At 60.5% G+C, this 21,863-nt stretch carries 23 protein-coding genes; 10 read left to right on the top strand and 13 right to left on the bottom strand.

The window, feature by feature from the left end:
• Positions 1 to 22: 22 nt before the first annotated feature.
• From AC13QY_RS03540 to murA, 6 genes are all read right to left on the bottom strand, one after another.
• Complete coding sequence (locus tag AC13QY_RS03540) at positions 23 to 1,468, bottom strand: ABC transporter substrate-binding protein (protein WP_233789876.1); 1,446 nt, start codon at positions 1,466 to 1,468, stop codon at positions 23 to 25.
• Positions 1,469 to 1,623: 155 nt separating this feature from the next.
• The gene (murQ, locus tag AC13QY_RS03535; RefSeq protein WP_113333215.1) at positions 1,624 to 2,547 is read right to left on the bottom strand and encodes an N-acetylmuramic acid 6-phosphate etherase; all 924 of its coding nucleotides are present in this window, start codon (positions 2,545 to 2,547) and stop codon (positions 1,624 to 1,626) included.
• Positions 2,548 to 2,939: 392 nt separating this feature from the next.
• Positions 2,940 to 3,389 (bottom strand): type II toxin-antitoxin system VapC family toxin, encoded by a 450-nt coding sequence (locus tag AC13QY_RS03530; protein ID WP_113333214.1) that lies wholly within the window; start codon positions 3,387 to 3,389, stop codon positions 2,940 to 2,942.
• A complete protein-coding gene (locus AC13QY_RS03525) occupies positions 3,386 to 3,637 on the bottom strand; it encodes a type II toxin-antitoxin system Phd/YefM family antitoxin (protein ID WP_113333213.1) in 252 nt (83 codons plus the stop codon). Before AC13QY_RS03525 ends, AC13QY_RS03530 begins: the two co-directional genes overlap by 4 nt.
• A 98-nt stretch (positions 3,638 to 3,735) precedes the next feature.
• Entirely contained in the window at positions 3,736 to 4,632 is an 897-nt protein-coding gene (locus AC13QY_RS03520) for a glucosamine kinase nucleotide-binding domain-containing protein (RefSeq protein WP_113333212.1), read from the bottom strand.
• Entirely contained in the window at positions 4,629 to 5,885 is a 1,257-nt protein-coding gene (gene murA / locus AC13QY_RS03515; protein WP_152093330.1) for a UDP-N-acetylglucosamine 1-carboxyvinyltransferase, read from the bottom strand. Before murA ends, AC13QY_RS03520 begins: the two co-directional genes overlap by 4 nt.
• Positions 5,886 to 6,111: 226 nt before the next feature.
• Between murA and AC13QY_RS03510 the strand changes: the two genes are divergently transcribed.
• From AC13QY_RS03510 to AC13QY_RS03495, 4 genes are all read left to right on the top strand, one after another.
• On the top strand, positions 6,112 to 6,972 hold the full coding sequence (locus tag AC13QY_RS03510; protein WP_112410867.1) for a MurR/RpiR family transcriptional regulator: 861 nt from the start codon (positions 6,112 to 6,114) through the stop codon (positions 6,970 to 6,972).
• Between the two features lie 101 nt (positions 6,973 to 7,073).
• Positions 7,074 to 7,850, top strand: coding sequence for an SDR family oxidoreductase (locus tag AC13QY_RS03505; RefSeq protein WP_152093329.1), 777 nt, complete (start codon positions 7,074 to 7,076; stop codon positions 7,848 to 7,850).
• Between the two features lie 146 nt (positions 7,851 to 7,996).
• Positions 7,997 to 8,269 carry a type II toxin-antitoxin system VapB family antitoxin gene (locus tag AC13QY_RS03500; protein WP_113390397.1) on the top strand — a complete coding sequence of 91 codons (273 nt, stop codon included), beginning with the start codon at positions 7,997 to 7,999 and terminating at the stop codon, positions 8,267 to 8,269.
• Entirely contained in the window at positions 8,266 to 8,679 is a 414-nt protein-coding gene (locus tag AC13QY_RS03495; RefSeq protein ID WP_152093327.1) for a type II toxin-antitoxin system VapC family toxin, read from the top strand. Before AC13QY_RS03500 ends, AC13QY_RS03495 begins: the two co-directional genes overlap by 4 nt.
• 72 nt (positions 8,680 to 8,751) lie before the next feature.
• Here the strand turns inward: AC13QY_RS03495 and nadC are convergent, their stop codons facing one another.
• The 5 genes from nadC to AC13QY_RS03470 all read right to left on the bottom strand — a co-directional run bounded on the left by nadC (position 8,752) and on the right by AC13QY_RS03470 (position 13,894).
• Positions 8,752 to 9,609 carry a carboxylating nicotinate-nucleotide diphosphorylase gene (gene nadC, locus AC13QY_RS03490; RefSeq protein WP_488492722.1) on the bottom strand — a complete coding sequence of 286 codons (858 nt, stop codon included), beginning with the start codon at positions 9,607 to 9,609 and terminating at the stop codon, positions 8,752 to 8,754.
• Position 9,610: 1 nt separating this feature from the next.
• Positions 9,611 to 11,152 carry an L-aspartate oxidase gene (locus AC13QY_RS03485; protein WP_113354394.1) on the bottom strand — a complete coding sequence of 514 codons (1,542 nt, stop codon included), beginning with the start codon at positions 11,150 to 11,152 and terminating at the stop codon, positions 9,611 to 9,613.
• Positions 11,149 to 12,120: a quinolinate synthase NadA gene (gene nadA / locus AC13QY_RS03480; protein ID WP_113354393.1), complete on the bottom strand. Its 972-nt coding sequence runs from the start codon at positions 12,118 to 12,120 to the stop codon at positions 11,149 to 11,151. The genes AC13QY_RS03485 and nadA overlap by 4 nt, the downstream gene beginning before the upstream one ends.
• A 69-nt stretch (positions 12,121 to 12,189) precedes the next feature.
• The gene (locus AC13QY_RS03475; protein ID WP_113354392.1) at positions 12,190 to 13,092 is read right to left on the bottom strand and encodes an NUDIX hydrolase; all 903 of its coding nucleotides are present in this window, start codon (positions 13,090 to 13,092) and stop codon (positions 12,190 to 12,192) included.
• Positions 13,093 to 13,201: 109 nt separating this feature from the next.
• The gene (locus tag AC13QY_RS03470; protein WP_069614580.1) at positions 13,202 to 13,894 is read right to left on the bottom strand and encodes a GntR family transcriptional regulator; all 693 of its coding nucleotides are present in this window, start codon (positions 13,892 to 13,894) and stop codon (positions 13,202 to 13,204) included.
• A 130-nt stretch (positions 13,895 to 14,024) separates the two neighbouring features.
• Between AC13QY_RS03470 and AC13QY_RS03465 the strand changes: the two genes are divergently transcribed.
• Genes AC13QY_RS03465 through AC13QY_RS03445 form a run of 5 tightly spaced genes read left to right on the top strand, consistent with a single transcriptional unit; the run spans position 14,025 to position 19,300 of the window.
• Positions 14,025 to 15,029 (top strand): ABC transporter substrate-binding protein, encoded by a 1,005-nt coding sequence (locus AC13QY_RS03465; protein WP_145634066.1) that lies wholly within the window; start codon positions 14,025 to 14,027, stop codon positions 15,027 to 15,029.
• A 52-nt stretch (positions 15,030 to 15,081) separates the two neighbouring features.
• Positions 15,082 to 15,897 carry an ABC transporter ATP-binding protein gene (locus AC13QY_RS03460; RefSeq protein ID WP_113333203.1) on the top strand — a complete coding sequence of 272 codons (816 nt, stop codon included), beginning with the start codon at positions 15,082 to 15,084 and terminating at the stop codon, positions 15,895 to 15,897.
• 3 nt (positions 15,898 to 15,900) lie between these two features.
• The gene (locus AC13QY_RS03455; RefSeq protein ID WP_145318325.1) at positions 15,901 to 16,764 is read left to right on the top strand and encodes an ABC transporter permease; all 864 of its coding nucleotides are present in this window, start codon (positions 15,901 to 15,903) and stop codon (positions 16,762 to 16,764) included.
• Positions 16,765 to 16,819: 55 nt separating this feature from the next.
• A complete protein-coding gene (gene araD, locus AC13QY_RS03450; protein ID WP_145634064.1) occupies positions 16,820 to 18,556 on the top strand; it encodes an L-arabinonate dehydratase in 1,737 nt (578 codons plus the stop codon).
• 18 nt (positions 18,557 to 18,574) lie between these two features.
• The gene (locus tag AC13QY_RS03445) at positions 18,575 to 19,300 is read left to right on the top strand and encodes a ribonuclease activity regulator RraA (RefSeq protein WP_145634061.1); all 726 of its coding nucleotides are present in this window, start codon (positions 18,575 to 18,577) and stop codon (positions 19,298 to 19,300) included.
• Between the two features lie 53 nt (positions 19,301 to 19,353).
• Here AC13QY_RS03445 and AC13QY_RS03440 read toward each other — a convergent pair whose 3' ends face one another.
• Entirely contained in the window at positions 19,354 to 19,971 is a 618-nt protein-coding gene (locus AC13QY_RS03440) for a DUF922 domain-containing Zn-dependent protease (RefSeq protein ID WP_145634059.1), read from the bottom strand.
• Between the two features lie 61 nt (positions 19,972 to 20,032).
• Positions 20,033 to 20,569: a recombination regulator RecX gene (gene recX / locus AC13QY_RS03435; RefSeq protein ID WP_145634057.1), complete on the bottom strand. Its 537-nt coding sequence runs from the start codon at positions 20,567 to 20,569 to the stop codon at positions 20,033 to 20,035.
• Between the two features lie 260 nt (positions 20,570 to 20,829).
• Here recX and AC13QY_RS03430 point away from each other — a divergent pair, with 260 nt between their 5' ends.
• On the top strand, positions 20,830 to 21,861 hold the full coding sequence (locus AC13QY_RS03430) for an aldo/keto reductase (RefSeq protein WP_113333199.1): 1,032 nt from the start codon (positions 20,830 to 20,832) through the stop codon (positions 21,859 to 21,861).
• Positions 21,862 to 21,863: the final 2 nt, after the last annotated feature.

The raw sequence follows: 21,863 nt of genomic DNA, 5'->3' as shown, positions 1-21,863 counted from the left end.
ATGCTCTAGCTCCCGATCGTCGTTACTTAATCGAAACCTTGCTCAGACCGAACAGCGAGCCGGTCGGCGTCGGCACGAAGCCTTCGACGTTCTTTTGCTCGGCCGTGTAGCCATAGGCCGTGTAGAGCCAGATCCAGGGCGAGACTTCGGCAAGATGCTTTTCGAACTCGGCGAAGATCTCCTTGCGCTTGGTCGGATCGGTTTCGGCGCGGCCCTTCTGCATCAGGCTGTCCAGCGTATCATCGATATAGTTGGCGACCTTCTGCAGGTTGCCGGTCTTGGTCCAGTAACGGTTATACATTGAATAAGGGTCGGCACTGCCGCCATTAAGTGCCACGGCCATGTCGAAATTGCCCTTCAGCCAGGTGTCGACATAGACGTTGAGTTCCATCACCTTGATATCGAGCTTGATGCCGATTTCGGCGAGCTGCGACTGAATGACCTGCGCCTCGGCCGTGGCCGTCGGCGGCTCGCCGGTTGCGGCGATCACAGTCGCCGAAAAGCCGTTGGCAAAGCCGGCATCGGCCATCAGCTTCTTCGCCTTGGCAACATCGCGCGTATAGCAGAAGAGCTTGCTGGGATCGGTCGCATAGAGCGGCATCGTCAGTGGCCCGGTCACCTTGCCTTCGCCGAGAGCTGCGGTGTCCATCACATCCTTGCGGTCGATGGCACACGAGATCGCCTGGCGCACGGCCAGCTGATCCATCGGCTTGCGCGAGGGATTGAGCTGCAGAACGTTGTAGGAGAGCACCGGCGTGCGGGTGAGCTGCAGCTTCGGCTCCTTCGGCACAAGCGTTGCGACGAGCGGATCGTTCAGAAGCGCGAAATCGATCTGGCCGGTGCGGAGCGAGGCAAGGATCGCGGTTTCATCCGGCAGCACGCTAATGTTGATGCCATCGACGCCGGTGGCGCCGCCTGCCCAATCCTTATTGGCGCTCAAGACTTCCTTGGCGTTTGGAACCCAGCTGTCGAGCTTGAAGGGCCCGGAACCGATCGCCTTAGTACCGATGGTGCCAGCGGAAATCTCGCTTGCCGGCACGATGGCAGCGTTGAGGCTCGTCATGGCCGTCAGAAGCGGGACGTCGGGCTGCGACAGGTTGAAGACGACGGTTGTGGCATCGGGCGTATCGATACTTGCGATCGACAGGAAATTAGCGCGGGCGACGGCACCGGTCGCCTGATCGAGAATGCGCTGAAAGGAAGCCTTGACGTCGGCCGACGTGAGGGCTGCACCGTTCTGGAATTTGGCCTTCGCGTTGAGCTTGAAGGTCAACTGCTTGCCGTCGGGCGAGAACTGCCAGCTTTCAGCGACACCCGGCACGATCTGCAGATTGCCGTCCAGGCGAACCAGCGGCTCATAGATCAGCTCCAGCAGGCGGATGGAGGAGAAGGCGGTCTGCTTATGCGGATCGAGACCGGTTGCGTCCTGCGACCATGCCATGCGCAACGTCGCTGCCTCCACAGGCATCGCAACCGTCGCCAGACCGATCCCCACGACCAGCGCCACGCCTGAAATCAGCTTCTTTCCAAAATTCCCTTCCACTTTCAGTCCTCCAAATTTTTTAAATGTCCCCGGCCGATTTTGGCCATTGATTGCCGTCGCGGTTAGCTGCGACGGTTGTCTCAAGCAGTCCTGGCGTTGATGGCCTTGCGCAGGAATCCATCAGCGTTTTGCAATGCCACGCGGGCTTCTTCAATGCCCATCCCGGTAATTTCCATGAGAATGGCTAGCTTGACGTCATTGCCGGTCAGGTCGAGCACACGGCGCGCTTCCTGCTGCGTACAGCCGGTCGCCTGCATGACGATGCGCGAAGCGCGCGCCACCAGCTTCTTGTTGCTGGCGCTGACGTCGACCATCAGGTTCTGATAGCTCTTGCCGATGCGGATCATGCTCGCCGTCGTCAGCATGTTGAGAATGAGTTTCTGTGCCGTGCCGGATTTCAGACGGGTCGAGCCGGTCAGGATTTCCGGGCCGACAACAGGCGAGATCGCCAGATCAGCGATGCCGGCGATGATGGAATTGGGATTGCAGGAGAGCGCGACCGTGAAAGCGCCGATGCTCTTGGCATAATTCAGGCCGCCGATCACATAGGGTGTACGGCCGCTGACGGCGATGCCGACGACCACATCATCCTTGGTGAGATTGATCTCTTCCAGCGCCTGACGCCCCTGTACCGGATCGTCCTCCGCGCCTTCGATCGAACGGCGCAGCGCATCCGGGCCGCCCGCAATCAATCCGATGACCATATCCGGCGGCACGCTGAAGGTGGGCGGGCATTCGGAGGCATCCAGAACGCCGAGACGGCCGCTGGTGCCGGCCCCCATATAGATCAGCCGTCCGCCCTTCTGGAAGGCGGCGACGATCTGATTGACGGCGGCGGCAATCGCCGGAATGACCTTCTCGACGGCGAGAGGCACCGTCTGATCCTCATAATTGATTTCACGCAAGATATCGAAAGTCGGCAATAGATCGATATGCATCGTATTCGGATTGCGCCCTTCGGAAACCAATTGTTCCAGTTCGGATATCAACGTCTGTTCTGTCATGGGCCTGCTCGCGAAATAACGCTTCGATATCAATAGCTCGCAGGGGCAAGTTCGATCATTCTAATATCGAACACACCGCAGCAAGGGTCGGCTTTCAGTCAGACGGCCGATCAAATTCAGCCTGGGCTCGGACGGCCTTTTTCGGCTTCGCTTCCTGCCCACTCCCTGTTTACCTTGGTTAACACTATGTCTGATTATTCCTTTCGTCAATCTACAAAGGAATAAAATATTCCACTTCTGCCACGCAAATTCACCACTGCGATTATGCGAGGCAGCACACAGCGGCATGTGTAATTTGCCGACTGCGTTAGCTAGCGCTGCGGCTCGGTCAGCTTAATCGTAGAGGAGGTCGCCATCGTCGCGCTGGTTGCTATTCATTGTGGAGATAGCGATCATTCCGATCTGAAAACCATCGGAAGATCCGCCGATACGTTGAGCGGCTGGAAGTGCCGCAAGTTCTCCGTGATGACGGTCAGGTCATAAGCCCGCGCCGTCGCCGCAATGATAATGTCGCCGAGGCCGGGATTGTGACCCTTGCTCAGGGCATCGTCTTCCAGAGCGCCGGCGACCCGCGCAACCACCGTATCCATGGGTAGGATACGATCACTGAAACTGTCCGTGATGAAATCGAGCCAATCAGAGAGACGCTTGGCTCGCTCAGTCACGCCACGGCGATGAAGAGAGCGTATTCCCTTTTCGATCTCCGAGACAGACATGGCCGACAGAAAGAGCGCATCGGCTTCGCCCTGACTGTGGAACCAGATCCGGATGGCATCGGAGGGCGGCACCTTATCCGGCGCAAACCTGCTGATAATATTCGTATCGAGCAGGTACCCTGTCACAGATCAATGTCCCTCGTGTTTGACGAGTTTCGATCCAGATCGACACCACCGGGAAAGGTGAGCAGGAAATCCCCAAAATTCGGCTTTGGCTTCTCCAAAGCCTTCTTTGCGGCCTCTGCCGCTTCGACCGACACAAGTACGGCAGCGGGCTTCCCGTGGCGCGTAATGGTGACAAAATCACCGTTGGCAGCTTCATCGACCAGATTGGCAAAGCCTGCCTTTGCTTCTGCTACGCTAATTGTTGACATCACGGCCCTCAATCGAAAATGACCATATATAGTCAAAATAGGATCTGCCGTCGACGGAATCAAGGGGGAAGAGAAAGACGTTTATTGTATGCCCGCAATCATTCAGTACGACCGCAAACAGCTCGTCTTGCCAGAATGATCGCACCGGATACGGCGTCACCATCGATGGGTTTCAAGCGGCGGCGCACATCAGGCGAGAGCCAGGGTTCGAGCGGGCTTGCGAGACCACCGAGCAGGCAGACGCGCGGCGCACCTTTTTCGAACAGGGTGCGAACCAGCGTATCGATATGGCCGGCCGCGCTTTGCACGATTCGCCGTGCGGCAGCATCGCCCTGATCGGCATGCCTAAGGACCATCGGCGCAAGAGCGGCATAATCCGTCGCCGATGCCCGGTCCATCCAGGCGACCGCCTCCATCGGATCGCTCTGGAAGCGCTGCATGATCTCGGCCAGCAGCGCCGTCTTCTGTTCGCGGCCATCATGGGCGCGCAGTGCAAGCTGAACCGTTTTCAGTCCGAGATAAGCGCCACTACCCTCATCCGAAATCGGAAAACCATAGCCGCCGACCCGCAATTGCCGTCCTTCGACGAGGCCGAGACCGATGGAGCCCGTACCAGCAATGACGATGGCACCATCGCGACCGGAATGGGCGCCAAGACAGGCGCCCTCCCCGTCGCTGATGAAGTCAATACTGGCGAAGGGGTGTTCTATCGCCTTCAGCGCGGCAAGGGCGCCTTTGCGGCCGATCCCGGCCAACCCGACGCCGACATGGATGCGCCCAAGATCGGAGGCACTCAGCCCCGCCTCCTCAATAGCGGCATCGAAGGCGCGCGAAATCGATGCCCACGCTTCGTAAATCCCTAACCGGGTCGTTGCCGGCCCGGACAATCCCTGCCCTAAAACCGTGCCCTCGACATCCTCGATGCGAGCCCGGCAGCCGGTGCCACCGCCATCGATGCCGAGGAAATAGGGAGCGTTTTCCGATGGGGCGGTCATGATGTCAGCCGTTCGATATCGGCACCGCAGAGACGCAATTTGCGATCAAGCTGCTCATAGCCACGGTCGAGATGATAGACGCGGTTGACGATGGTTTCGCCCTTGGACACGAGGGCGGCGAGAACCAGCGACACTGACGCCCTGAGGTCCGTTGCCATCACCTGCGCACCCTTGAGCGGCGCACCGCCGCGCACCAGTGCCGTCGTGCCCTGCAGGGTGATGTTGGCACCGAGCCGCGTCAGCTCCGGTACATGCATGAAGCGGTTTTCGAATACCGTTTCGCGGATCAACGACGCGCCTTCGGCGCAGCAGGCCAGAGCCATGAACTGCGCCTGCAGATCCGTCGGGAAGCCAGGATAGGGCTCCGTCGTGATATCGGCCCCCCTCAGCGGGCCGTCCCTGGAGACCACAAGGCCGCGATCGCTCGGCCAGACGCTCACTCCCATGGCTTCCAAAGCCTGGACGACCGAAGCCAGATTTTCCAGCCGTGCATGGATAAGCTCGAGTTGACCACCGGTAATCGCCGCCGCAACGGCATAGGTGCCGGCTTCTATACGATCAGGGATGCTGTGATGCCTGGCGGGGCGCCAGCCGGTGTCACCATCGATGAGGATGCGATGGGTCCCCGCCCCTTCGATCCGCGCGCCCATGGCGCAAAGACAGGCTGCGAGATCAGCCACCTCCGGCTCACGGGCAGCATTCAGGATCTCGGCTTCGCCCTTGGCCGCGCAGGCGGCCATCATGGCCGTCTCCGTTGCGCCGACGGATGGCGAACTCAGCACGATCCGCGCCCCCTTCAGCCCATTCGGCGCCGAGGCGACGATCAGGCCGCTTTCGATCGCGATATCGGCGCCCAAAGTCGCCAGCGCCTTGATATGCATATCGACGGGCCGGGCTCCGATGGCGCAGCCGCCCGGAAGGGAAACACGCGCATGGCCGAAGCGGGCTAGCAGCGGCGCCAGCACAAGAACGGTCGCCCGCATGCGCCTGACCGTATCGTAGGACGTCTCTTTCGAGACGATTTCGCTCGCATCGATCGTTGTGCCGTGCGGCCCGCGAGTGATTTTGGCGCCGTGCAGCGCAATAACGCCGAGCATATTCTCGACGTCGCTGACGGCGGGCAGGTTCGTGAGCTCCAGCGGATGCGGGCTCAAAAGCGCTGCGGCGATCTGCGGCAAGGCGGCGTTCTTGGCACCCGCGATGGTCACCGCGCCCTGCAACCTTTTGCCGCCGGAGATGCGAAGTCTGTCCATGATGAAAATCCGTCGAGGAAAAGGTAAGGACGCCACGAGTCCTTCACGCGTTCCCCCAAAGACTAATCGGTCATTCCATGCTGTCAACCAGATTTGGAATTTTTTATTCCAACCTGCTGTGATAACGTCCGATCGCACGAAGCGAGATTGCCGAGCTTGAACCGGATGCTATTTTTGGTGCGCTCGTGTGGGTGGATGAAGCGGCCTTGAGGGCTCGAAGGGACAAATGTCGATCTTAAAGAAAATCAGCGCGCAGCTCGAAACCATGGCCCCCGCCGATCGTCAGATCGGACAGTTCATCATCGACAATCCCGACCAGATGCTGCGCCTTTCTTCCGCAGCACTTGCTGTTGAAACGGGCCGCAGCCAGTCGAGCGTCGTGAAATTCAGCCAGAAGCTCGGCTATGCCGGCTATCAGGAATTGAAACTTGCTGTCAGTGAAGCCAAGGCGCAGGAATGGCAGGCGCCGGCCGGCATGATCCACGGCACGATCGAAGTGGGTGACGGCTATCTCACGATCCTGCAGAAGCTGCTCGGCAGCAAGATGCAGGCCATGCAGCAGACCATTTCCGTCAACAACGAAGCCGATATCGAAAAGGCGCTCGAGGCGCTTCATGATGCCCGGCGCATCCATCTGGCCGGGGTCGGCGCCTCGTCGCTGGTCGCGCGCGACTTTTCCTATAAGCTGATGAAGCTCGGCCGTAACGTGCTGCATGACAGCGACAGCCATGTGCAGATGGCCAATGCATCGACGCTTGGGCCTGACGACCTGCTCTTTGCGCTGTCCTATTCCGGCGCCAGCATCGAGACACTGCGGATTGCGGAGCTGGCAAGCCAGCGCCAGGCAACCGTCATTGCCGTCACCGGGCTGCAGGATAATCCGCTTGCCCGCGTCGCTGATATCTGCCTTCATACCGTCGGCGACGAGGATCGCGTGCGCTCGTCGGCGATCACCGCCCGCGATGCACAGCTGATGCTGACCGACCTGCTGTTCATTCTCCTGGTGCAGCGTCAGCCTGATGCCAACGACTATGTCCATAACAGCGAGACAGCCGTTTCGGTGCTGAAGGCCAAGCGTCTTTCATAAGATCGCGCTCCGGTAACCAAGCTGTGACGACCGCGACCCTGTACGGTGGTGATTTCGGGACGTAGCTTGGCGATCCAAGCAAATCATACCGGAGACATTCCATGGACCTCGGCCTCAAGGATAAAGTCGTTCTGATCACGGGCGGCTCCAAGGGCATCGGCTTCGCCTGTGCTGAACTCTTCCTGCAGGAAGGTGCACGGGTTGCGATCTGCTCGCGCTCACAGTCGAATATCGACGCCGCGCTTTCCCGTCTTCCTGGTGCGCGCGGCTATGCCGCCGACCTGATCTCCGATGAACAGGCGCTTGCCGTGGTGAACAAGGTCGAAACGGAAATCGGCCCGATCGACATCCTCGTCAACAGCGCCGGTGCCGCAGCGCGCACGCCCGCCGACGAGCTGACGCCCGCCATCTGGCGCGCTGCGATGGATGCGAAATACTTTTCCTACATCAATGTGATCGATCCCGTCATCAAGCGCATGGGCACACGCGGCTCAGGTACCGTCATCAATATCATCGGCAACGGCGGCAAGGTCGCCTCGCCCGTCCATTTGGCCGGAGGATCGGCCAATGCCGCCCTGATGCTCGCAAGCGTCGGGCTTGCTAACGCCTATGCCGGCAAAGGTGTGCGCGTCGTCGGCCTCAACCCCGGCCTCACCGAAACGGATCGAGTCGCCGAGGGTCTCAAAGCAGCCGCGAAGGCTTCCGGCTCGACCGAGAAGGAGGCGCTAGCCGATGCGCTGAAGCGTATTCCGATCGGCCGCATGGCAGAGCCCGCCGACATTGCCAATGTCGTTGCTTTCCTGAGTTCGGCCAAAGCAAGCTATGTCACCGGCGTCGTGATCAGCATGGACGGCGCGCAAGTGCCGGTCGTTGTGTGAAAACTGAGCAGTGACTTGGTCGCATCAGAATCAAGAAGTCAATTTGGCTTGCGTGTTGACCGGGCTCAACTTGATCGGGACCCTTTTGCATTGAAGAAGCGATATATGCGTGCTATCTAGATCACTCATCTAGAAAGATTGCGACCATGGCGTTGAGCATCAAGACTGAGGAAGCGGATCGGCTGGCGCGGGAATTATCCCGCCTGACCGGCGAAACCATGACCGACGCCATTACCCAGGCCATGCGCGAGCGGCTTGAACGGCTGCGTGCCGAGCAGGAGGCGCAGGGCGACTATATTGCCCGCATGAGAGATTTCGTTCGAGGGCGCGCCAGCCGCTACGACCGCCGGCCCGTCACGAAACAGGAATGGGATGAAGCGGTCGGCGACACAGCTGAAGATCTCGATTTCCCCCGATGATGATCGTTGATGCGTCTGCCATCATTGCGATCATGTTCGAGGAGACGGAAGCTCCGGACTGCATGATGGCCCTTCAGACGGACGCTCAGCGTCTCATATCAGCTGTCAATTACGTCGAGGCCGGAACAGTCATGGCGGGCAGGATCAAAGAGGGAGACCGGCATGAAGCGATTGCCGATCTGGATGAATTTTTAACCGAATTCCGCATCGAGATTGCCTCGATAGACGAAAATCTCGCGCGAGCCGCGATGAAGGCCCGTGTGGAATACGGCAAGGATTTCGGCACGCGAGGCGGCCTGAATTTCGGTGATTGCTTCGCCTATGCTCTTGCCAAACGACATTCAGCCCCTCTGCTCTATGTCGGAGATGATTTTGCGTTGACCGACGTGCGATCCGCATTGATGAAGTAAATGGCCAACTGGAAGCTGGAGGGCCGGTAACCTCGCGCTACCGGCCCTCCAAAATGCGGAACTTACCCTACCTCAGGTTTCTGTCTTCCAGTCCAGCCCGATATCGAGCGTCGGCGCACTGTGAGTCAGCCAGCCGACGGAGATGAGATCGACGCCGGAGGCCGCGATTGCGGAAGCCGTCGCCGGCATGATGCGGCCCGAGGCTTCGGTGATCGCCCGGCCGCCGACGATATCGACTGCCTCGCGCAGTTGATCCGGCGTCATGTTGTCGAGCAACACGGCGTCGGCGCCCTCCTGCATCGCTTCGCGAAGCTGCTCCAGCGTATCCACCTCGACCTCGATCTTGACCATATGACCCACGCCCGCCTTGGCGCGGCGAATGGCTTCAGTGATGCCTCCGGCAATAGCGACGTGATTGTCCTTGATCAATACCGCGTCATAGAGCGCGAAGCGATGGTTCATGCCGCCGCCGGCGCGCACGGCGTATTTTTCCAGCGCCCGAAGACCAGGTGTCGTCTTGCGCGTGCAGACGATCGAGGCCTTCGTGCCGGCGATCGCCTCGGCGATGCCGGCCGTCACGGAGGCGATACCGGAGAGATGACCGAGGAAGTTGAGCGCGGTGCGTTCCGCCGTCAGCAGGCCGCGGGATGGCCCTTCGATCGTCGCGATGACCTCGCCCGCTTCCACCTTGGTACCGTCTGGCACGTGACGGGTCATGACAATGGTGGGATCGACCAGCTGGAAGGCAAGTTCAGCGGCGTCGAGACCTGCGATAACGCCCGGCTGGCGGGTGACCATAGCAACGCGGGACCGATGTTCCGCCGGGATGACGGCCGTAGATGTGATGTCGCCGGCGAGGCCGAGATCTTCGACCAATGCATTGCGCACCAGTGGCTCAACGATCAGGCGCGGGAGGGGAGCAAGCGTCATGTCAGGCACTCCTTGCGAGCGAATAGGGGGTGACGGACCTGGCAATATCCAAGGCGTCGGAAAGGTTCATCATGCGGCGCTGCGCATATTGCAGTTTCAGCGGAAAATCGGTGCGCGCATGGGCACCGCGCGACTCCGTCCTGAGGCTCGCAAAGACGGCGATCAGCAGGGCCACCAGCGCGGGGTCTGTCGCTGGCCCTTCGCTCTCGCAAAGCGGCAGGAGTGCGGCAATCGCACCATGGATGGCACCTGCGTTGCGCAGCACACCGAGATGGCGCGACGCGATCGGCCGGACGAACGTCAGGTCTGGCGCAAATGTCTCGGGAAGTTGCTTCTGCAATCTTGCGGGGCTTGCATCCGTGCCGGCGATATCGTGCGCCGCCCGCATACCCATGACCGCAGCCTCCAGCAGGGAGTTGCTGGCAAGGCGGTTGGCGCCGTGCAGGCCGGTGGAAGCCGCCTCGCCCACCACCCATAGGCCGGGAGCCGAACTGCGGCCGTTCTCGTCGGTCGCAACGCCACCCATATGATAGTGGACCGCCGGACGCACCGGGATGAGATCGCTCGCAGGATCGACGCCTGCCTCGTGGCAAAGGGCCTCGATGACTGGAAAGCGTGTGGCAAAACGATTGCCGAGCGCGCCTCGCGCATCGAGGAAGACCCGACCGCCGCGGGCGATTTCCGCGCTGATCGCGCGTGCGACCACATCGCGCGGCGCAAGCTCGGCACCTTCGACACCGGCCATGAAGCGCTCGCCGCTCTCATTGACGAGGAGCGCGCCTTCGCCGCGAACCGCTTCGCTGACAAGCGCCAGCGGACGCCTGCGACTATCGAGCGCAGTCGGATGGAATTGCACGAATTCCATATCGGCAAGCCGTGCCCCTGCCCGTGCCGCAAGCGCAATCCCCTGCCCGAAATTGCCGACCGGATTGGTCGTGGCATCGAAGAGGCCGCCGATGCCGCCCGTGGCAAGGACGATACGGGAGGACGGCAAGATGACGTTGCCCTTGCTGGTCAGGCACAAAAGGCCGGCGACACGATCCCCATCCAGCAGCAGCCGCTGCGCCTGATAGCCCTCGAGCACTGTGATCGACGGCGTGCGGGCGACCGCCTCGGCAAGTGCGCGAACGATGGCGGCACCCGAGCCATCGCCCTTGGAATGCACGATACGCCGAAGCGAATGTGCAGCTTCGAGACCGAGTGACAATTCGCCGGCATCGTTGCGGTCGAACTCGACGCCGAAGCGCTCCAGCGCCGCGATGGCCGCAGGGGCTTCTGCAACGATCCTTGCCGCGACCTTTGCATCGCAAAGTCCATCGCCAGCAGCGAGCGTATCGGCAAGATGCAGGGCCGCGCTGTCGCCCTCACCTATGCCGGCGGCGATGCCACCTTGCGCCCAGGCACTTGAGGTCTCCGCGCCGATCAAGGCGCGGGTAATAATCACGGTTGGTTCGGGAGCCAGCGTCAGCGCCGTCATCAATCCGGCGAGGCCGCTGCCGACGATGACGATGCGGCCGCTCAAGTCTTCACGAATCTCGCTCATATCGCCAGCATCCTTTCCACTGCGCGGCGGGCGTCTGCGGCAATTGCCGGGTCGATCGTCACCTCATGCCGCCCCTCTTCCAGGGCCTTGCGAATATTGCCAAGCGTGATGCGCTTCATGTGCGGGCAAAGATTGCAGGGCCGGATGAATTCGACATCCGGGTGATGCACGGCGACATTGTCGCTCATCGAACATTCGGTGAGCAGCACCACACGCGACGGGTGCTTCTTGCCGACATAGTCAGACATGACGGCGGTAGAACCGGCGAAATCGGCGGCTTCGACGACATCAGGCGGGCATTCCGGATGGGCCAGTACGGTCACGCCGGGATAATTCTCGCGAAGCTGGCGGATATCGTCCGCGGTGAAGAGCTCGTGGACTTCGCAATGCCCATGCCAGGCGATGAGCTCGACATTGGTTTCGCGTGCGACGTTGCGCGCCAGATATTCGTCCGGCAGCATCAGCACCTTCGGCACGCCGAGCGATTCCACCACCTGCCGGGCATTGCCCGAAGTGCAGCAGATATCTGACGCCGCTTTTACGGCTGCCGACGTATTGACATAGGTGACCACCGGAACGCCCGGATGAGCCTGACGCAGCAGCGCGATATCTTCCGGCGTGATCGATTCCGCCAGCGAGCAGCCCGCTTCCATATCCGGGATCAGAACCGTCTTTTCCGGGTTCAGCAGCTTGGCCGTCTCGGCCATGAAATGCACACCGGCCAGGACGATGATATCGGCATCGACCTCCACGGCCTTCCGCGCAAGCGCGAGGCTGTCGCCGACGATATCGGCAACGCCATGGAAGATTTCCGGCGTCTGATAGTTGTGAGCGAGAATGACGGCATTGTGCCGCCGCTTCAATTCGAGGATCGCCTCGACGTCATCCTGAAAAGTCAGCCATTCAGCTTTGGGAATGACGCGGCTGACGCGATCGTAAAGGGAAGATGCGGATACGGGAAGATTCATGGCCGGCTCCTTATTATACTCATTTTGAGTATATCATGAGCAAATAGATATTCTCAGCGTGAGCATATGTCAATTGCGGGAGAGCGGTAATTTCGTTCCGGCGAATTCGCGTTCTTCGAGCACGGCGCGACGGAAGCGGAAGAGCTTGGCCGGACGGCCGCCGGTCTCGCTTTCAGTACCGCCTGTTTCCTCGACCAGTTCCTGCTGCTCAATCAGCCGGCGGAAATTCTGCTTGTGCAGCGTCAGCCCGGCCAGCGCCTCGACCGTCTTCTGCAATTGTAGCAGCGTAAAATTCTCGGGCATGAGTTCGAACACCACAGGCCGATATTTGATCTTGGCCCTGAGCCGCGCCATGCCCGTCGCAAGGATGCGGCGATGATCGGCAAACATCGACCGACCGAAATTGTGCTTGAGATCGCAGCCCGCCTCGGCGACGAGACGCGCCTCATAGAGCAGTTCATAACGCTGCAGGACAAGATCCTCGTTCCACGCCGCACCATTCAGCCCGAAGTCGAAGTCGGCCCGCCGACGGCGCTGGCTGCTGCGCGTCGCGTCCTCCTCGACCCAGGATGTGAGCCGAGCGGCGATATTGTCGAGAATCGGCGGCCGGCCATCTCGATGATCCTCCCAGGGAAGATATTCGTACCAGCCGTGCCAGCCCGGCATCCCGCCGCCAGGGGCTGCCTGCTCGCGCACCAGCCCCAGATAGCTGATCGAAATCGTGCGACCGCCGAGAATTTCGTTGTTTCGGTCGCGATCGGCAAAGGTATAAAGCTGCTCCAGATAGCCGACGGGATGGGCCGTCTGCTCCTGAACCCATTCGCGCAACCCGCTTTGCAGCGTGCGGTGTCCGAGTTCAAACGGACCGGATGGCAAGGCATCGCCCGACCGCACCGTCATCACCCTTGGATCGCCGCCCGTAACAGCCGTCAAAACCGCGATCAACTCGGCATGCGCAAGCCCGATGGTCAAGCAAACTCCATGAATTGTTTCCCTGCGACTTTGTCGCATGAAGCGACGCATAAGCCAATCCGCGGGTCGGCGCGCTCCACACCTCACATCGGTCCGAAAAGCCGATAGGCTAACGGCTCACATAATCCGGATATTGTTCGCAAATAAGATCGACGATCGACAAGGTGCCTGACAAATGCCGGCGCAAAGCGGCAACGGCGGCCTCCGCATCGGCCGAGCTGATAGCATCGACCACGGCTTGATGATCGACAATGATCTGCTCGAGCTTGCCCGGCATGGGCAGGTTGAGCATGCGCAGCCGGTCGAGATGCACGCTTTGGCGCCGGACCGTGGACCAGAGGCCGAGAATGCCGGCCCGCTCGTAGAGAACGCGATGGAAATCCTTGTCGAGCATGTCGAAGAGATCATAGGTTTCCTGTGACGCCACATGCTTCTGGCGAGCCAGGATGCCTTCGAGGATTGCTGCGGTTTCCGCAGGCGAATCCGCAGCCAGCCTGCGGACAGCCTCCAGTTCGATCGACAATCGCAGGAAATGCGCCTCGGTTGCGTTGCGGATATCGATCCTCGCAACGACAGTCGCATATTGCGGATAGACCTCCACAAGCCCCTCCTCCTCAAGCCGGATCAGGGCATCGCGCACGGGAGTCTGGCTGACATTGAATTCGCTTTGCAGCGAGATGCGCGACAAGACCGTCGTTGGCGGCAGGCTCATCGAAAGAATGCGCGATCGCAGGATCTCGAGAATCTGAGGCGCGACCTGGCGGGAGCGATCGAGGGCAAATTCTTTCGGATTGAGCTTCACTGGCGGCCTTTCTGGGCAAGAGCGTCTGCTCATTAAACACAATTCAGGGCTTGATGCACTGATACATTAGTGCTTTAGTGAACCGACGCCAACCTCCTTTCTCAAAGGTTGGATCAATCGGGAGGAGCAAATGAGAGGATTTCTTCGCTGTCTGACTGCGGTCGGCATGGTGATTGCGGGCAGCTTTTCAGCCGGAGCAGCCGAAAAGACGGATATTTCGATCACGCGCCAGCCCGGCATTCTCTATCTCGCCAGTCACGTCATGGAAACGCAGAAGCTGATCGAGAAGCACGCGGCCGCAGACGGCCTACAGGGCGTCAAGGTGGAATGGCGGACCTTCAGCGGTGGCGGCGCGCAGACCGACGCGCTGCTGTCCGGCAATGTCGACATCGTCAACACCGGCACCGGCAATCTGCTGCTGCTTTGGGACCGCACCAGAGGCAAGGTCAAGGGCATCGTTACCAATTCGGCCCAGCCGGTCATCATGGTTTCGCGCGAGCCGCGCATCCAGTCGTTGAAGGATATTCAGGCCGGCGACAAGATCGCGGTGCCGACGGTCGGCGTCTCCACGCAGGCAATTCTGCTGCAGATGGCCGCCGCGCAAATGTATGGCGACGACCAGGTACACAAGTTCGACGCCAATACGGTGCAGCTCGGTCACCCCGACGCGATGGCAGCGCTCGCCAACCAGACCCATGAGGTCAAGAACCACTTCTCCGCCCCACCCTTCCAATATCTGGAATTGAAGCAGCCGGGCGTTCACAAAGTCATCGATTCCCGCGACATCATCGGCGGCGAGCTGACCCAGGGCACTTTCTTCACCACGACGCAGTTTGCAAGCGCCAACCCGACGATCATCAAGGCGGTACGCGAGGCGACGGCTGAAGCGATCGACTTCATCAAGAAGGATCCGAAATCGGCGGTGGAAGCCTACAAGACCGTCAGCGGCGACAAGACCAGCGTCGAAGACCTGTTGGCGATCCTGAACGAGCCGCACATGATGGAGTTCCGCATGGATCCGCAGGGAACGATGAAGTTCGCGGCGCACCTCCACAAGATCGGTACGCTGAAGACCATGCCCAAGGCCTGGACCGACTACTACCTGCCGGAAGCCGCCGATCTCAATGGCAACTGATGTCTACGGGCGGCGCGAATGCCGCCTTCAAGCCAGCTCACGGAGAAGGCCCATGCTTCAGGCAAAAACGCGTGCTGACATGCCGATGACGGAAACAATGACCGCGACACCGCTTCTGAATGTCGACAGGGTGACGCTTCGCTACAAGACGCCGAACCTGCTGATCACCGCGACGGAAAATGTCAGCTTCTCCGTTGGCCAGTCCGATCGCTTCGTCCTCCTCGGCCCCTCGGGCTGCGGAAAATCGACGCTGCTGAAGGCGATCGGCGGCTATATGACACCGACGGCAGGCCGGATCGAAATCAAGGGGCAACCGGTCAAGAAACCAGGCGCCGACCGCATGATGGTCTTTCAGGAATTCGACCAGTTGCTCCCCTGGAAGACGGTGCTTGAAAACGTCATGTTCCCACTGACGACAGCCCGCCGCCTGCCGCGTAGCGAAGCTGAGGCGATCGCCCGCGATTATATCGAGAAAGTCAAGCTCACACGTGCGGTCGATACCTATCCGCACATGCTGTCCGGCGGCATGAAACAGCGTGTCGCGATTGCCCGCGGCATGGCGATGCAGCCTGATATCCTGCTGATGGACGAGCCTTTCGCAGCGCTCGATGCCCTCACCCGCCGGCAGATGCAGGACGAGCTCTTGCAGCTCTGGGAAGATACACGCTTTACCGTCATCTTCGTCACCCATTCGATCGCCGAGGCGATCAAGATCTCCAATCGTATCCTGCTGCTGTCGCCGCATCCCGGTCGGGTCAAGGCCGAGGTGCGCGATGTGGAGGCCGTCCGCGACGACCCCACAGCCGCCGCCAAGCTGGAGCAGGAGATCCATCACATGCTGTTTGCCGAACAGGGGCACAGGGAGTAATCCATGAGCGCACCGCAGATTATCCTTGCGCCGCAGTCACCGGAAACGGCCGGCCATATCGCAGCCGTCGAACAAAAGCTCGGCACGATCGAGCTCCTCTGGCAGTCGGGCCTTTTCCGCAAGTCATTGCTGATCGTTGTCCTCGCCGTCATATGGGAGGCCTATGCCCGGCATCTCGACAATCCGCTGCTGTTTCCGACGTTGAGCGACACGCTGACGGCGCTTTACGACCGGTTTGCCGACGGTGTGCTGCCGGCCCGCATCTGGACCACGCTGAAGATACTGGTGACAGGCTACGTCTCGGGAACGGTGCTCGCCGCCGTCCTGACGGTCGTTGCGATCAACACCCGCATCGGCACCGATTTCCTCGAAACCATGACGGCGATGTTCAATCCGCTGCCGGCCATCTCGCTCTTGCCGCTCGCGCTCATCTGGTTCGGCCTCGGTCCAGCAAGCCTCGTCTTCGTGCTTATCCACTCCGTCCTATGGGCTGTCGCGCTCAACACGCATGCCGGTTTTCTCGGGGTCTCGCGCACTCTGCGCATGGTCGGTGCCAATTACGGGCTGACGGGGCTATCCTATGTCTTCCGCATCCTGATCCCCGCCGCCTTTCCGTCGATCCTGACCGGCCTGAAAATCGGCTGGGCCTTTTCCTGGCGCACGCTGATCGCCGCCGAGCTCGTCTTCGGCGTCTCCTCCGGCCAGGGCGGCCTCGGCTGGTTCATCTTCGAAAACCGCAATCTTCTCGATATCCCCTCGGTCTTTGCCGGCCTGCTGACTGTGATCGTCATCGGGCTTATTGTCGAAAACCTGGTCTTCCAGACCATCGAGCGGCGCACCCTGCTAAAATGGGGCATGAAGGAATGATGCGGCGCACGGATTTATCCCTTCGACCAACATCCGAATACAAGGCGTCAATACAATGAACAGCAGGAAGAAGCCCCAGGATTTACGCAGCGCCAGATGGTTTGCGCCTGATGATCTCAGAAGCTCGGGGCATCGCTCGCGCACCATGCAAATGGGCTATGCGCCCGAAGAATGGACCGATAAGCCCGTCATCGCCATCCTGAACACCTGGTCCGACGCCAATCCGTGTCATGCGCATTTCAAGCATCGCGTCGAGGATGTGAAGCGCGGCATCCTGCAGGCCGGCGGCTTTCCGCTGGAACTGCCCGCCCTGTCGCTTTCGGAAAGCTATGTGAAGCCGACGACCATGCTCTATCGCAACATGCTGGCGATGGAGGCGGAGGAGCTGTTGCGGTCGCATCCGGTCGATGGTGCCGTCTTGATGGGCGGCTGCGACAAGACCACGCCCGGCCTCGTCATGGGCGCGCTCTCCATGGGGCTGCCGATGATCTACCTCCCGGCCGGCCCGATGCTGCGCGGCAATTATCGCGGCGAATATCTAGGGTCCGGATCCGACGCCTGGAAATTCTGGGACGAGCGCCGCGCCGGCACCATCTCGGAGAAAGAATGGGTCGATGTCGAGGCCGGTATTGCCCGCTCCTACGGTCACTGCATGACCATGGGCACGGCAAGCACGATGACGGCAATCGCCGAAGCACTGGGCCTTACCCTGCCCGGCGCCAGCTCGATCCCCGCGCCGGACGCCAATCATATCCGCATGTCATCAGCTGTCGGTCGACGTATCGTCGAGATGGTTTGGGAAGATCTGGTCCCCTCAAAGATCGTCACGCAAGCCGCCGTCAACAATGCCGTTGCTGTCGCGATGGCGACAGGCTGTTCCACCAATGCCGTTGTCCATCTGATCGCGATGGCACGCCGCGCCGGCGTCAATCTCTCGCTCGACGATCTCGACAAGGCCGGGCGCACGACTCCCGTGCTTGCCAATATCAGGCCCACCGGCAAGACCTATCTCATGGAGGATTTCTATTATGCCGGCGGTCTGCGCGCGCTGATGGCGAAGCTCTCCCCGAAGCTCGACCTTTCGGCGCTAACAGTCTCCGGTGTCACCCTCGGCGAAACGTTGGAGGGGGCGAAATGCTACAATGACGACGTGATCCGCTCGCTCGACAATCCGGTCTATCATGAGGGGTCGCTTGCGGTGCTGAAGGGTAACCTTGCACCGACCGGTGCCGTCATCAAGCCGGCCGCCTGCGATCCGCGCTTTCACAAGCATCAAGGGCCAGCGCTCGTCTTCGACAGCTATCCGGAGATGAAGGCGGCGGTCGACGATGAAAATCTCGACATTACGCCCGATCACGTCATGGTGCTGCGCGGTGCCGGCCCGCAAGGCGGTCCCGGCATGCCCGAATGGGGCATGCTGCCGATCCCGAAGGCGCTTCTGAAGAAAGGGCACAGGGATATGCTCCGCCTCTCGGATGCCCGCATGAGCGGTACCAGCTATGGCGCCTGCATCCTGCACGTCTCGCCGGAATCCCATGTCGGCGGCCCGCTGGCGCTGCTGCGCAACGGCGATATCATTCGCCTCGACCTCGAAGCACGGCGCGTCGACATGCTTGTTGATGAGGACGAGCTGCAGCGCCGGCGCGACGCCTGGGTCAAGCCGGCGGAAAAATTCGGCCGCGGCTATGGCTGGATGTTCTCGCGCCATGTGGCGCAGGCCGATACCGGCTGCGATTTCGACTTCCTGGAAACCGGCTTCGGCCCGACGCCGGGCGAACCAGACATCTATTGATCACGAGGGATATATCGCATGAGCAATTACGTGCTGAGCAAAGAGACGCGCGACAAGCTGATAGGCGTCGCAACACCGACGATCGCCACCGCACTTTTCCGGCGCGGCCTGCGCAACCAGTTCATCCAGGATGTGCGGCCGCTTTCGCCGAAGAAGGCGAACATGGTCGGCCAGGCTTTCACGCTGCGCTATATTCCGGCGCGAGAGGACCTGAACACGCTCGAAGTCTTCCGCAACCCGGAACATCCACAGCGCGCCGCCGTCGAGCAATGCCCGCCCGGCTTCGTGCTGGTCATGGATAGCCGCAAGGATGCACGCGCTGCCTCCGCTGGCTCCATACTGGTCTCGCGGCTGCAGGTGCGTGGCGTGGCCGGTGTCGTCACCGATGGCGGCTTCCGCGACAGTCCGGAAATCGCCGCCCTCGATATCCCTTCCTATCATCACCGCCCGTCCGCGCCGACGAACCTGACGCTGCATCAGGCCATCGAAATCAATGGCCCGATCGGCTGCGGCGATGTCGCGGTTTTCCCCGGCGACGTTCTCGTCGGCGACAATGAGGGCGTCATCGTCATTCCCGCGCACCTCGCCGATGAGATCGCCACTGAGACCGTGGAAATGACAGCCTATGAGGATTTCGTTACCGAAGAGGTCATGAACGGCGCGACCATCATCGGCCTCTACCCGGCAACCAGCGACGCTCCGAAACAGAAGTTCGCCGAATGGCGGAAGCAGAAGGGTCGATAAGGCACATATTGGGTGACGCAGCCGGCGGATACGTCCGGCTGCGTCACCCTCAATTACTCTTCCTTGACCAGCTTCAGAACGAGCTGCTGGAGATTGCCGCCATCGCTGAATTCGACCCTATCGAAATCGCTGTTGCGCTGCCGTTCCCTGTTGGAAATCTCACCGAGCCGCTTCGTCAGCTCCACGCGGATCTTGCTGCATTTCGGGTCGTCGGGCACGGAAAAGCCGACGCTCATGGTCTCGATTTCCCTGACCATGTCCTTGATGAAGCCGCCATGCACCCGCTCGTGGGCTTCGACCCCGGCGATGAATTTCTGCCAGCTTTTTCGGGTCGAAGCGGGCAATTGCGCCGGGGGTTTCGGCAAGGTGTAGGTGATGATCAGCTTCGGTATGTTGACCGTGATCATGCAGGCGCCGTCCGGCTGCAACTCATATTTCCGAGTCCAGGTCAGCTTGAAATCGGTATGCGCAATCGCCCTGACCTTGGGTCCGAGCAATGGACCGCGCTCGCCTATGGAATCGTAGAGTTCGCGCCCCGATGTTCCGGCAATCGCGTAGGTCTTGGTCGTCTCGACCGCCTGCCACTCGGCATGGGCGGCCATCGGCAAAGAGGCAACGCACGTCACCGCTGCCAGTAATCGAATGACTGCTTTCACGAACGTCCCCTGCATGCCCCACTCAAGCGCGGCAAAGCTAGCGGGTGACCTCAGCTATTTCAATGAGCATCGATCTTCAGAATGCCGAGGCCGACAGCAACAGTTCCTCGGCATCCTCTCGCTCCATCTCGAAGACCTTTTTGCCGACTGCGAAGCTGAAACCGTTGCGGGCGAAGGCGGATAGTTCCTTTGCCTTGCGCTTCTCATCGAGATCGCCGCGCCGGAACGGGCCGAAACCACGCTTCCTGGCAAAGATGACGGCGGAATGGAGATCGTCGACCTCCTCCACGGCCGCGTCAACCGTTTCACCACTGATGCCCTTGGAAGCAAGCTTAAAGGCGATGGCTTTCTTCGATTTGCCGGAACGAACGGCCGAGCGCGTGCTGATCTCGGCAAAAGCGACATCGTCGAGGACTTTCAGTTCGTAAGCGAATTTAACGGCGAAATCGGCAAGCGCCTTGATCTGTGCGTCGCTGATATCCTCGAACTTCTGTTTAGCTTTCTTGGTGATCGCGTCGAACAGCTGCTTTTCCGTCATCATCCGGCGCTCGAGACGATAGATGGTGGAGTTGCGTGCCCAGGAAAGCATACGGCTTGTCGGCGTTTCATCCATGAAGGGAAGCATTCGGCGAGAGAAGAATCATCACGGAGAATTTTACGCAAGCGAGGCCACTCAGGCAACGAATGCGCTTGGTAATCATGGGATGATTGACTATGGTGTCTCTGCGGCCACGGCATTGAAACGCCGAGCGTCGAATCCCCATCGACGGTGGAGGCCGTCTCAAGCACCACATTGCTATGGATCACGGAGCCTGCGGCTTTCCCGACAGCTTTGCCGATCGGGTGCCAGCGTTCCGTTCAGAGGAGGCAGGAATGGATTATCGCAAGCTCGGCCCAAGCGGGGCCGTTGTCACGGCCTATTGCCTTGGCACCATGACTTTCGGCGCGGAAGCAGACGAGGCCGCATCACATAAACTTCTCGACGATTATTTCGCATGGGGCGGCAATTTCATCGACACCGCCGATGTCTATAGTGCAGGCAAGTCGGAAGAGATCATCGGACGCTGGCTGAAGGCTCGTCCGACGGAAGCGCGCCAGGCCGTGATTGCCACCAAGGGCCGCTTTCCGATGGGCAACGGACCAAACGATCTCGGTCTGTCGCGCCGTCATCTCGGCCAGGCGCTGGACGATTCCCTGCGCCGTCTCGGCATCGAGCATATCGATCTCTATCAGATGCATGCCTGGGATGCCCTAACACCGATCGAGGAGACGTTGCGGTTTCTCGACGATGCCGTGCGCGCCGGCAAGATCGGCTATTACGGCCTCTCCAACTACGTCGGCTGGCATATCGCCAAGGCGGTCGAGATTGCCAAGGCGCGCGGCTATACGCGACCGGTGACGCTGCAGCCGCAATATAACCTGCTCGTTCGCGATATCGAACTTGAGATCGTCGATGCCTGCTTGGATGCCGGCATGGGCCTGCTTCCCTGGTCGCCGCTCGGCGGCGGATGGCTGACCGGCAAATACAAGCGCGACGAAATGCCGACCGGCGCCACGCGGCTTGGCGAGAACCCCAACCGCGGCAGCGAATCCTTTGCGCCGCGCAATGCGCAGGAACGGACCTGGGCAATCATTGCCGCTGTCGAGGAAATCGCCAAGGCACGAGATGTGACCATGGCACAGGTAGCTCTTGCCTGGACGGCAGCACGCCCGGCGGTGACGTCAGTCATTCTCGGCGCCCGCACGCGTGAACAGCTTGCCGACAATCTCGGCGCCGCTAAGCTGACGCTGTCGGAGGCGGAGATGGACCGGCTGAACGAGGTCAGCGCGCCGCAACCAGCCGCCTATCCTTATGGCGAAAGCGGCCGAAACCAGCGCCATCGCAAGATCGAGGGTGGCCGTTAAAT

The organism is Martinezella sp. CNPSo 3795 (assembly GCF_057784475.1).
Note: the sequence above shows the minus strand (reverse complement) of the source record. Positions and strands in the feature narration are given on the sequence as shown.

Bases quoted from the DNA above. Each gene is read 5' to 3' on its own strand.
- recX (WP_145634057.1), bottom strand. From the start codon at position 20,569: ATGGATGAAACGCCGACAAGCCGTATGCTTTCCTGGGCACGCAACTCC.
- AC13QY_RS03495 (WP_152093327.1), top strand. From the start codon at position 8,266: ATGATGATCGTTGATGCGTCTGCCATCATTGCGATCATGTTCGAGGAG.
- AC13QY_RS03540 (WP_233789876.1), bottom strand. From the start codon at position 1,468: ATGCCTGTGGAGGCAGCGACGTTGCGCATGGCATGGTCGCAGGACGCA.
- AC13QY_RS03440 (WP_145634059.1), bottom strand. From the start codon at position 19,971: ATGCAGGGGACGTTCGTGAAAGCAGTCATTCGATTACTGGCAGCGGTG.
- AC13QY_RS03510 (WP_112410867.1), top strand. From the start codon at position 6,112: ATGTCGATCTTAAAGAAAATCAGCGCGCAGCTCGAAACCATGGCCCCC.
- murQ (WP_113333215.1), bottom strand. From the start codon at position 2,547: ATGACAGAACAGACGTTGATATCCGAACTGGAACAATTGGTTTCCGAA.
- araD (WP_145634064.1), top strand. From the start codon at position 16,820: ATGAACAGCAGGAAGAAGCCCCAGGATTTACGCAGCGCCAGATGGTTT.
- AC13QY_RS03465 (WP_145634066.1), top strand. From the start codon at position 14,025: ATGAGAGGATTTCTTCGCTGTCTGACTGCGGTCGGCATGGTGATTGCG.
- AC13QY_RS03525 (WP_113333213.1), bottom strand. From the start codon at position 3,637: ATGTCAACAATTAGCGTAGCAGAAGCAAAGGCAGGCTTTGCCAATCTG.
- AC13QY_RS03445 (WP_145634061.1), top strand. From the start codon at position 18,575: ATGAGCAATTACGTGCTGAGCAAAGAGACGCGCGACAAGCTGATAGGC.
- murA (WP_152093330.1), bottom strand. From the start codon at position 5,885: ATGGACAGACTTCGCATCTCCGGCGGCAAAAGGTTGCAGGGCGCGGTG.
- AC13QY_RS03505 (WP_152093329.1), top strand. From the start codon at position 7,074: ATGGACCTCGGCCTCAAGGATAAAGTCGTTCTGATCACGGGCGGCTCC.
- AC13QY_RS03520 (WP_113333212.1), bottom strand. From the start codon at position 4,632: ATGACCGCCCCATCGGAAAACGCTCCCTATTTCCTCGGCATCGATGGC.
- AC13QY_RS03455 (WP_145318325.1), top strand. From the start codon at position 15,901: ATGAGCGCACCGCAGATTATCCTTGCGCCGCAGTCACCGGAAACGGCC.
- nadC (WP_488492722.1), bottom strand. From the start codon at position 9,609: ATGACGCTTGCTCCCCTCCCGCGCCTGATCGTTGAGCCACTGGTGCGC.
- AC13QY_RS03430 (WP_113333199.1), top strand. From the start codon at position 20,830: ATGGATTATCGCAAGCTCGGCCCAAGCGGGGCCGTTGTCACGGCCTAT.
- AC13QY_RS03460 (WP_113333203.1), top strand. From the start codon at position 15,082: ATGCTTCAGGCAAAAACGCGTGCTGACATGCCGATGACGGAAACAATG.
- AC13QY_RS03485 (WP_113354394.1), bottom strand. From the start codon at position 11,152: ATGAGCGAGATTCGTGAAGACTTGAGCGGCCGCATCGTCATCGTCGGC.
- AC13QY_RS03500 (WP_113390397.1), top strand. From the start codon at position 7,997: ATGGCGTTGAGCATCAAGACTGAGGAAGCGGATCGGCTGGCGCGGGAA.
- nadA (WP_113354393.1), bottom strand. From the start codon at position 12,120: ATGAATCTTCCCGTATCCGCATCTTCCCTTTACGATCGCGTCAGCCGC.